Genomic DNA, 10,399 nt, shown 5'->3' with positions numbered 1-10,399 from the left:
GGCTATCGGAATTTCACAACTTTTAAAACACGAATCTACTTGATTATTAATCATAAAATTACAGTAAAATAAAAGAGTCACATACCCTAAAAGTATGTAACTCGTAAAAATATACCAATTTAGCGAAAATTTCACGATTTTGTTAAACCAACACTAAATGATGTAGAGCCGAATTTTGAAGTCATAACAATCAACTAGCCTCTAATAGTACAATAAAATCGCCAACCAGAGATCATGTCTCCAATCAACGATTTACTCAACAGTTTGATTAGCACTTCACCGTTAATTATCGGTTTTAAGTCGGAAATACAAGATTCGAACTTGCGACCTCTGCGTCCCGAACGCAGCGCTCTACCAAGCTGAGCTAATTTCCGAAACTCATCTTACAAAAGAAGCGCAGCAAACATTCTTAAAAGAATTCTGCCACGCTTACTAAGATGAATGCACCCAGCAGGAGTCGAACCTGCAACCTTCTGATTCGTAGTCAGACACTCTATCCAATTGCGCTATGGGTGCAAAAAAGCGGAAGACGGGATTCGAACCCGCGACCCCCACCATGGCAAGGTGATGTTCTACCACTGAACTACTTCCGCAAAAGCTTATTAAGTTATTTTGTTGAATCCCTTCAACAGTGTTTAATAATACTAGTTTTATTAGTCCGCGTCAATATTAAAAAGTAAAAAAATCATTTTTATTTTCATCAACATAAAAAGCGATAACGAAAAATCGTTAACGCTTTTTTCCATAATGCGGATAAGAGGATTCGAACCTCCACGCCATAAAGACACAAGAACCTAAATCTTGCGCGTCTGCCAGTTCCGCCATATCCGCATCAATGGAGGATACAGGGCTCGAACCTGTGACCTCCTGCTTGTAAGGCAGATGCTCTCCCAACTGAGCTAATCCTCCATAAACTAACTTAAATAAGTTTAAGCTAGTTAATTTTGATTGTCAATAACTATTTTAAGTTCAGACTCTCTAATTTTTGATCGATTTGACGGAGAACATCACTAGCTGCCTGATCATCCTCCACAAAATCATACTTATCGCCATCTATGACCATCTTAGGGCTTAAGTCATATTGGTCATACCATTTTTGATAGCGTTCATTCAATTCTTTATAGTAATTATAAAGACTTGGGTCTTTATCGATCTGTTCAAATGAACGTCCCCGCTTTTTAATTCGATCAAGCATTGTATCAAAAGATACTTGAATATGAATTAACAAATTAGGCGCTTTTTGGTGCTGTTCATCCGGCAATTCTTCCATCATGTTATTCAATAATGAAGTATAGATGTTTGATTCAGTTTGGGTTGCCCGACCTAAGTCTGCATTCAGCTTAAATAGCAAAGAATCCTCAAAGATCGAACGATCCAAAACATTCAAGTCGTTGTCAAAAGAACCTTTAATTTCATCTAAACGGCGATTTAAAAAGTAAATCTGCAATAAAAAGCCATATTTTTGAGGGTTCTTATAAAACAACGGTAAAATCGGATTATCATCAACCGATTCAAAAAACGGCTGACTGTTTAAATGCTGTGATAATAGTTTAGTTAAGCTTGTCTTGCCTGCTCCGATTGTTCCGGCTAAAACGATCATAATTTAATACCCCTCAACTCTTTTTGCTTAAAGCGACAAAATACATTGTATCATTAAATCTCTCCGCCTGTTGATATATCTTTCAAGAAAATCCAATTAAAAGTCATTAATCCTTTATACAATGCGGATTAATCGAAAATAAAAAAGTTCGACACTGATTAGCCGAACTTAATAGCAAACAAACTATTGATCTGAAGCCTCGTAGCTTTCACCCTTAGTTTTACGCGATAAATCAACTTGATCTAACGGAATTAAATGACTACCATACCGTAATTTATAGTACAAATAAAGAATAATGAAAATTGGAATCGTCATGTAAGTAACGGCAATACTTTGCCAATCCAACTTAACAAATGCATCCAAGTTTTGACATAAAATAACGACTACACATAAAATGAGCGCAAAAATAGGGCCAAACGGGAACAATGTCGCATGATATTTCAATTCACTAACATCATGACCTTGCTTAATGAATGCTCGTCTAAAACGGTAATGACTAATTGCAATCCCTAACCAAGCAATAAATCCTGATAAACCGGAAGCACCAATTAAGTAATTATATGCTTGGGGACCAATGAATTGTGTAAACCAAATCAAGAGACCTATCACCGTAGTTCCAACTAAACTATAAATTGGAATTCCTCGTTTATTAACATAGCCAAACATCCGCCAAGCGAATCCTTCCCGTGCCTGTGAAAACAGCATTCGGGTTGAAGCATACATCCATGAGTTTGCTGATGACAAAACTGCAACTAGGATAACGGTGTTCATAACACTGGCAGCTGCAGCTAGTCCCGCCCGCTTAAAGACCAACGTGAATGGACTAGTAACAACATCAGTAACGTTTGAACTTAGTAGGTTCTTGTCTGTGTAAGGCAAAATACATGCAATTACAAAAATCGTACAAATATAGAACAATAAGATTCTCCAGAATGTTGATTTGATGGCTTCTGGAACACTCTTCTCTGGATTTTCTGATTCACCAGCAGCAATCCCAATCATTTCCGTCCCTTGGAAAGAGAATCCAGCTACTAAGAAGACATTCACAATTCCGGAAATTCCATGAACAAACGGTGCTTTTTTGTAAGTAAAGTTTTGTAAATCAACTGGGCCACGGCCACCCATGATTCCCAAAATAACTAAAACACCAACAATCAAAAATACAATTACTGTAATAACCTTTACTAACGCCAGCCAGAATTCAGTTTCACCATATGACTTAACTGACAAGTAGTTAATCAAGAATATTAAAGCAAAAGTAATCGCACTAAATACCCATGATGGTATATGTGGAAACCAAAAGTTCATGACTAATCCAACCGTAGTTGCTTCCACTGGTACAGTAATCGCACAATTCAACCAATAGTTCCAGCCTAGTGCAAAACCTAATGCTGGACTAACAAACTTACTTGCATAGGCTGCAAATGACCCAGTTAACGGAATGTAAGTTGCCATTTCTGCCAAGCTGGTCATCAAAAAGTAAACCATAATTCCCATGACAGTGTAGGCAATCAATGCTCCTCCGGGACCTGCAGAAGTAATTGCCGACCCACTTGCAATAAATAAACCGGTCCCAATGGAACCTCCTAGGGCAATCATTGACAGGTGCCGTGTTTTCAGTGATCGTTGCATTTGTCCTGTCTGCTCTTTTTCTTTTGCCACATTAATCCTCCAATCTAAAAAACCTTCCCTTGAGCGCACTCAAAAGAAGACCATTATTAATCGGAATCTTTGAAGCGCTCCGTAAGTATTCTTACGACAGTCCGTACCCTTTCGGATAACGTCCCAACCAGCGCCAGGGTAAACTAACGTTGATTTCGGCACAAGCCCCTTTTCTCCATCCGTTTGTCTTTACCAACCATAAATGAAGTACTGATGGCTTGTGCAACCTCTTCTTATATGTAACAAACAATATTATACATGAATTCAGAAAACTAACAAGTTTTATCTTAACCATCGATAAGTTAATTGTTCCTGATTATGAGAAATCAGCTTGAAATTATTATTAAGTAAAACATGTTGTGAAGGCAAATTAGTTACCGCAACTTCTGCGTATAAACAGCAATATGAGGTCATTGATAAAAATTGTTTGAGTGCCATTGTCATGATGTGTTGTCCCTGAAAGTTTTTATGGAGAAAATATCCTAGCTCTGATCCGTCAAGATATGGAAAACAGGCAATTCCCCCGATTAACTTTGACCGAACCCAAATACCATAAAAGTCATCCTGTTGTAACCAATTTTGGACTGCCCATTGTTGGGTTGATTCATCCGCCATTAGCCGAAGTCCCGCTTCTTGCGCTGCGGGACTTGTCTGCAATAATTTCAAGAGTTCCTTTTGATCCGTCATTTTTAATTGACGGACACAAACCGCTAATTTTGATTGTTCATGATTTTTCATTATATAATTACCTAAATATTCTATTTGAGAGGATTCATTACCATGAAGATTGAAACCATTTCGTTAGCTGATCAAGATCACTTTACAAATGCAACTCTGACGGCATACCTGCAAACGCCAACGCCAAAAAGCCCTTGGCAAGAATTTCCTCCATTAATTATTGTACCAGGTGGCTCAATGACACACATTACCACCGAAGAAAGTGAAAAAACTGCCATTGCTTTTGCTACCAAAGGATACCAGACGTTTATTCTTCGCTATACTTTTATCAATGAGCATTCCCCGCTTTATCCCCAACCATTAATTGATTTAAGTCTTGCAGTGCAAGCCGTTAAGGCCCATCGTCAACAATGGCATCTAAGTAGCCGGTTGTTTATATTGGGCTTCTCTGCAGGCGGGCATATAGCTGCATTATACAATGACTACTGGTCCACTGATTGGCTCGCCGATTTAACTGGAATTAATACCGATATTCTTCAGCCAACAAAGATCATCTTAGGATACCCAGTAATTGATCTCGATGCTGGATTTCCAACTTCACCAACCGTTATTGAAAAATGGACTGATGACCCCAATCGGTATCAGGCTAGCAAGCACGTCAACGATTCGAACGTTCCAACTTTTATCTGGCACACGATGGATGACCCGATGGTGCCAGTTCAAAATTCTATCAATTATTCATTAGCGCTAAAACGTCACCATATTTCCCAGGAAATACATTTATTTACTCATGGGCCTCATGGAATGGATATTGCTAATAAATTAGTTGCTCATCATAAAGATGGCAGTCAACCACATGTTGCTCATTGGGTCACTCTCGCTGATGAATGGTTACAAGAATACTAAATTGCACTAGTCCTATATATGCTAGAAAGCACAGTATGATACACAAATGGGTCCAAGCATTCGGTAATTTCGAAAGCTTGGACCCTATTCTTGTTTACGAGGTTCAAAACGAACTTCTGTCACGTTCCCTTGTTTAATAATATGAATGGTGAACGATTCTCCAACCACTAATTCGTGGTGCAATTGCCACATACAAATATTCAGCAATCTGAACCCATGTGTAGGCTAACAACATTGCACCGATTGTATCAAATGGATAGTGAGCTAATAAGTAAACTCTTGATACCGCCAGCAGTGCAATAAAAACAATCAGTAGCAACTGGCAAATCACTCGCAGAGCAGCACTTCTAAATAAAGGAATTACAACTAAGAAGAGCACCGCTGCAACCAAGAAAAAGCCTAATACGTGGCCACTTGGAAAACTATAACCATTATCTTTAGCCATGTGTTGAGCTGGACGTGCTCGCTTAATAATGTGTTTAACGACAAAGCCAATCACATCTCCACTCAGAACTGTACAAATTGCCCATAATGCAGGAATCTTATATTTAAAGCCCCACAAGAAAAAGGCAATAATCAATGTCCATAAAATATCCATTTTAGGACTGCCCAAGAAGCTAATGATAATCATGAGTGTCCGCCCACCAGTATGAACATTAGGATGTGAGCTGGCAAATAATGCTTGCAAAACAGTATCAATTGTTCCACTTAACATTGAATTTTTATAAATCATAGCTGCAACGACAATGAAAAGTACCCCACTCACAACTAGGCGTTTCCATCGTCCAGAATCTTTTTCAATTATCATAAATTCGTCTCCTGTTGGATTAGTCTTGTTGAGTATAACACAAATTAATCACCGTCATGTAGTGATTAATTGAATCATTACCGATTTTTCCATTTTTTAGGACGATAATGGAGGGCAGCATTAATCACATCACCAAGCCCAAAGCCAAGGGTAATTGCTCCAGCAATAACTATCACCTGGTACAAATATGACACTGCCGTCCCATAATTTCCTAAAACAAAGTTCCGAACAACTTGATATGACTGGCCACCAGGAACAAAGGATACTAATGCGGGAACGTTGAAAATAATCATTGGTAAACGAAATTTACGGGCCGCCATTAAGCTTAATATTGAAATCATAATAGCTGCCAACAAATTACTCATCGCTAAGCCAAAGTGCAATTGATAATACATAATCACATATAGGATCCAGACCAAGCCACCAATAATTCCACCAGGAATGTACGCTCGTTTAGGGATGTTCATCAATACACCGAAACAAATGGTAGAGATATCAGCTAAAATAAATTCCATTGCTAAATGCCAAATCACCCTGCCACCTCCTATGCATAACGTAATACAATTACAATCGCACAACCAATCGCCATTGCGGTAATGATTGCTTCTAATGCTCTTGTAGGGCCACTGATTAAATTACCGGAAACCAGGTCCCGCGCTGCGTTAGTTAACGGAACACCAGGAACCAGTGGCATCACACTACCAATAATGATGTCGTTAAGGTTACTAGTCCAGCCTAATTTAGTAGTTAAAATAGCTAATACCCCAATCAACAGCGAAGAGACAAATTCTCCCATATATTTAACCTTAAACTTCCATAATAGGTACAAATATAACCAGTAACATGAGCCACCAATAATAAAGGCAGCCCAACTGTCACGGACATCACCAGTAAACACAATCATTAGTGATAAACTCAGCACCGCTGCCCCAAGGCATTGTGTCAATATTGATAATTGAGGAGTTCCTTTATCAACCCGTTTTAATTGATTATACATTTCACTAAGGGTGATTTCTTTCGTTGCAAACTGTCGTGAAATCTCATTGACCCGTGCTACCTTACTGAGGTCATTATGACGAGCCCGAATATCAACTGCTTGTGCATTTGGTTGGTGCTCAGCAGACACTACGATCCCGGTAACAGTAGTAAAGGCTTGAAAAGAATGTAACCCAGCGTTTTCAGCAATTCGGTACATTGTATCGTTGACACGTTCCATATTAGCACCATTTTCAATTAACAACTGCCCTGCCAGAAGTGAACAATTCATTGCCAATAATTTTGGATTATAATTTGCCATACTCAAACCACCCTTCCTAATTAACCACTACTCATTATCCACTTTTCTATATTAAAAAGATAGTTAATTCAACAAAAAAAGACTGACAGTCGTCAGCCTTTCATTTAACTATTTTGTTTCATTAATAAAGATATTGTGTGATGCTTTAAAAGATACCATGATATCTTGGTCACTGCCAGCCTTACGAACAACAACAGGGCCTTCAAATGGTTCGTGTTTAATTATCGTAACGCGGTCATGCAGTTTCAAGCCAAGATCATGTAAATATACCAAGAGTTCATGATTATCTAAAAAGCGCTCAATCATTACCTCTTCACCGTCTTGACCATCAGCCAACAAACGGTGACTAACATCAGAATAATTGCCAGTGGCGGAAGGGATAACTCCTCCATGAGGGCAATTAGTAGGATGATCAAGGAAAGTGTCCAAAGCAGCAGCTAGTCGGTCGCTCGTTTGATGTTCCAAAACCTCTGCTTCAGGGTGAACATCGGCGACGTTATAGCCTAATTTATCAACTAAAAATGTTTCCCACAGTCGGTGCTTTCGAACTAACTCAGCGGCTAATTTCACTCCATCTGGAGTTAAAGAAATTCCTGCATATGGTTCGTGTGATACTAACCCTTCATCCGCTAATTTGGTAATCATTTCCGTCACAGAACCTGCTGCTATTCCTAATCCCAATGAGATATCTTTATTAGAAACTTTTTTCTTGACTCCACCTAACTCAAAAATAATTTTGAGATAGTCTTCTTTCATTGGCGTCATTTATCGCCATCAGCCTTCTTTCATAATAAGTTACTTTTCAAGTTGAACATAAAATGATTATATCATATTATTAAGGCAGTAAGTTTGGATTACCTAACTTTATTTTTATAAAATATTTTCTAAGGAGCTTTTCCGTATGGATAAAAGAAAAGTCAACGGTCGTCGGTTTCTGGCCGTCACTCTTTTAAATGCCACGATTACCGTGGTTGAAATCATTGGTGGTGTTGTATCAGGCAGTTTGGCACTGCTTTCAGATGCTTTCCACAATTTAGGCGATTCGTTATCAATTGTAATGGGTTACGTTGCCCAAGTTATCTCGGGCCGCCCAGAAAATAGCCGAAGAACATTTGGTTACCGGCGGGCTGAAATTCTTTCCGCATTTTTAAATGCTCTTTTCCTAATCGTCATGTCAATTTTCTTGATCGTTGAAGCGATTCAGCGTTTACAACATCCTGCCCATATCAACGGTAAGATAATGCTTATTGTTGCCGTTGTTGGTCTAATCGCCAACTTATTGTCCGCTGTTCTACTTCATGCAGGCAGCCACGATAGTTTAAATATCAAAGCAACTTATCTTCACGTATTAAGTGATAGCTTATCGTCAGTGGCTGTAATTATCGGGGCCATTATCCTGATGTACATTAACGTTCCTTGGTTGGATCCACTACTAACAATTGCGGTCGCACTTTACATTGCATTTGAGGCTTGGCCAATTATCAAGCAAACTATTTCAATTCTAATGCAATCAGCTCCACAATTAGATTACGATGCCATTCAAAAAGATATTCTTGCTATTGATGGTATAGAAGGGGTTCACCATCTCCATGCCTGGTCAATGGATGAGCACCGCATTATCTTTTCAGCACACATTAATTGTCACGATATGAAAATTAGCGAATGTGAGCATATTTACCGTCAAATTGAACATTTATTAGAATCTAAGTACAACATTAACCATGTAACTATTCAAGCAGAATGCCAGCGTGGTAGAGATGAAACGTTATTTGATACTAATGATGATGAAATTCACTTATGTCATTAGAATAATACAAAATAGGATAAAAAGAGGGTGTCGACTTTTCAGCCGGCACCCTTTTAATTCAATTTTCAAATTAATATATCCATAAATTGATTAGAACAATTTACCAACACCATAGTGAATAGTAATAGTAATTAATCCAATCACAATGTTTCGAATAACAGCGATTTTAACGAGCCCATTACCAAGTTTAGAGCTAATAAATCCTGTTAAAGCACTAGTTAAGGCCACTGCTAAGATTGTTGCAACCCACTTCATTACACTTCCAGGAACAAATGTCATTGCCATCAAGGGTAGTAATCCACCAGCGGCTGCTGCAAATAGGGAAGCAAATGCAGCATCCCAGGGATTAAGATAGTGTCCTAGTTCAATATCATATTTAACACGAACCACTGTCTCCAACGGCTTTTTTTCTAATAAATCCTTCGCAATTGCTTCAGAAGTACCCTTTGAAACACCTTTATCAACGTAATGCTTTGTAACAGCATCTAATTCAGCTTGATAATTACTCTTTAGTAATTCATTTTCTCTTGCCACTGCTGATTTCTCAGTATCTTTTTGCGTACTAACAGAAGCATATTCACCGCAGGCCATTGAAAACGCACAGGCCAATAAATCAGATAAGCCAGCAATAAAAATGGTGAATTTATCGGTGGTAGCTGCGGCAACAGATACTAGAACACCAACAACAGTTAATATTCCATCGTTAGATCCTAAAACACCCGCACGCAGGGTATTTAATTTTTCTTGCATTGTTTGCTTTTGCTTAGTTTTAGTCTTTCGAATATCCATTTCTTGCTACCCCCATTTAACGCTTCAGTAACATCCCAATTAGGAACGTTACACCCATTGTTAGTAAACCAGAAATAGTATTACGAATAACTGACTTTAATCGCTGTGGATTATTCCCTAGCACTGCTGCTAGATATCCAGTAATCACTAACGCTATAGTAACAGCGACCATCGTAGCGAAAATCCGCTGAGCAGGTGGAAACAGCATTACCGCAACCATTGGTAAAACTGAACCTAGTGGGAATGAAATAAATGATGAAATAGCCGCAGCATATGGGCTTGTAAATTCACGAGGATTAAACCCGTACCGTTCTTGCACACCAGTTGCTAATGAGTCCTTATCCATCAACTCTCGAGCCGCTTGCGAAGCTAGGTCAGGATTGATGTCTTGATCTAAATATTTTTGCCTAACATATTCATATTCACCCTCAGGGTCTAATTTCAAACGTTGCTGTTCTTCAGCAATCGCTTTTCGTTGTGAATCCTTCTCACTACTAACAGAAACGTATTCACCCATACACATTGAAATTGTTCCGGCCAGACTACCTGACAGACCAGAAATTAAAATGGAATAGCTGTTATTAGTAGCAGCAGCAACCCCAATAACAATTGCTGCAACAGAGATAATACCGTCGTTAGCTCCCATAACAGTGGCCCGTAAGACATTGATCTTTTGTGCTAATGACATTTTCTTTGCCATTCGAAATTCCCTCCTCACCAATTTAGAATCATTATAATTTAATGAGGGTTAAAATAAAAGGCCTTTGTATATATTTTTTTGCCAAAGTGGAATAATTTTAATCTATATTTCCATATCGTAGATTGTAATATTTAAGTTAACAGTTAAATAAG

11 protein-coding genes, 5 tRNA genes and 1 riboswitch are annotated in these 10,399 nt (G+C 38.5%); of the genes, 2 read left to right on the top strand and 14 right to left on the bottom strand.

Features of this window, described 5'->3' with window-relative positions; all coding sequences use genetic code 11:
• Positions 1-300 precede the first annotated feature (300 nt).
• From H5975_RS05940 to H5975_RS05905, 8 genes are all read right to left on the bottom strand, one after another.
• A tRNA-Pro gene (locus H5975_RS05940) sits at positions 301-374 on the bottom strand.
• A gap of 68 nt (positions 375-442) precedes the next feature.
• A tRNA-Arg gene (locus H5975_RS05935) sits at positions 443-516 on the bottom strand.
• A 5-nt stretch (positions 517-521) separates the two neighbouring features.
• Positions 522-593, bottom strand: a tRNA-Gly gene (locus H5975_RS05930).
• Between the two features lie 155 nt (positions 594-748).
• Positions 749-831, bottom strand: a tRNA-Leu gene (locus tag H5975_RS05925).
• A gap of 5 nt (positions 832-836) precedes the next feature.
• Positions 837-909 (bottom strand) — tRNA-Val (locus H5975_RS05920).
• Positions 910-958: 49 nt separating this feature from the next.
• On the bottom strand, positions 959-1,600 hold the full coding sequence (locus tag H5975_RS05915; RefSeq protein ID WP_178660124.1) for a deoxynucleoside kinase: 642 nt from the start codon (positions 1,598-1,600) through the stop codon (positions 959-961).
• Between the two features lie 183 nt (positions 1,601-1,783).
• Positions 1,784-3,232: an amino acid permease gene (locus tag H5975_RS05910; protein WP_204785279.1), complete on the bottom strand. Its 1,449-nt coding sequence runs from the start codon at positions 3,230-3,232 to the stop codon at positions 1,784-1,786.
• A gap of 94 nt (positions 3,233-3,326) precedes the next feature.
• A riboswitch (Lysine riboswitch) is annotated at positions 3,327-3,502 on the bottom strand.
• Positions 3,503-3,544: 42 nt separating this feature from the next.
• Positions 3,545-4,000 (bottom strand): GNAT family N-acetyltransferase, encoded by a 456-nt coding sequence (locus H5975_RS05905; protein ID WP_204785278.1) that lies wholly within the window; start codon positions 3,998-4,000, stop codon positions 3,545-3,547.
• Between the two features lie 42 nt (positions 4,001-4,042).
• Here H5975_RS05905 and H5975_RS05900 point away from each other — a divergent pair, with 42 nt between their 5' ends.
• Positions 4,043-4,846 (top strand): alpha/beta hydrolase, encoded by an 804-nt coding sequence (locus H5975_RS05900; protein WP_204785277.1) that lies wholly within the window; start codon positions 4,043-4,045, stop codon positions 4,844-4,846.
• 133 nt (positions 4,847-4,979) lie between these two features.
• On the opposite strand, the gene H5975_RS05895 is transcribed toward H5975_RS05900, so the two are convergent.
• From H5975_RS05895 to H5975_RS05880, 4 genes are all read right to left on the bottom strand, one after another.
• The gene (locus H5975_RS05895; protein WP_204785276.1) at positions 4,980-5,654 is read right to left on the bottom strand and encodes a phosphatase PAP2 family protein; all 675 of its coding nucleotides are present in this window, start codon (positions 5,652-5,654) and stop codon (positions 4,980-4,982) included.
• A 77-nt stretch (positions 5,655-5,731) separates the two neighbouring features.
• Positions 5,732-6,187, bottom strand: a complete 456-nt coding sequence (locus H5975_RS05890; RefSeq protein ID WP_428832686.1) for a threonine/serine exporter family protein — start codon at positions 6,185-6,187, stop codon at positions 5,732-5,734.
• An 11-nt stretch (positions 6,188-6,198) separates the two neighbouring features.
• A complete protein-coding gene (locus H5975_RS05885) occupies positions 6,199-6,951 on the bottom strand; it encodes a threonine/serine exporter family protein (protein WP_178660133.1) in 753 nt (250 codons plus the stop codon).
• A 108-nt stretch (positions 6,952-7,059) separates the two neighbouring features.
• Positions 7,060-7,716, bottom strand: coding sequence for a metal-dependent transcriptional regulator (locus tag H5975_RS05880; protein ID WP_204785275.1), 657 nt, complete (start codon positions 7,714-7,716; stop codon positions 7,060-7,062).
• Between the two features lie 136 nt (positions 7,717-7,852).
• Between H5975_RS05880 and H5975_RS05875 the strand changes: the two genes are divergently transcribed.
• Positions 7,853-8,758 carry a cation diffusion facilitator family transporter gene (locus H5975_RS05875; protein ID WP_204785274.1) on the top strand — a complete coding sequence of 302 codons (906 nt, stop codon included), beginning with the start codon at positions 7,853-7,855 and terminating at the stop codon, positions 8,756-8,758.
• Positions 8,759-8,848: 90 nt separating this feature from the next.
• Here the strand turns inward: H5975_RS05875 and H5975_RS05870 are convergent, their stop codons facing one another.
• Both H5975_RS05870 and H5975_RS05865 read right to left on the bottom strand, forming a co-directional pair.
• Positions 8,849-9,547 carry a VIT1/CCC1 transporter family protein gene (locus H5975_RS05870; protein ID WP_178660139.1) on the bottom strand — a complete coding sequence of 233 codons (699 nt, stop codon included), beginning with the start codon at positions 9,545-9,547 and terminating at the stop codon, positions 8,849-8,851.
• 16 nt (positions 9,548-9,563) lie between these two features.
• A complete protein-coding gene (locus H5975_RS05865) occupies positions 9,564-10,247 on the bottom strand; it encodes a VIT1/CCC1 transporter family protein (protein WP_204785273.1) in 684 nt (227 codons plus the stop codon).
• Positions 10,248-10,399: the final 152 nt, after the last annotated feature.

The organism is Limosilactobacillus coleohominis (assembly GCF_016901675.1).
Lineage (GTDB): Bacteria > Bacillota > Bacilli > Lactobacillales > Lactobacillaceae > Limosilactobacillus > Limosilactobacillus intestinavium.
The sequence above is the reverse complement of the archived record's forward strand: the minus strand, read 5'-3'. Positions and strand labels throughout refer to the sequence as shown.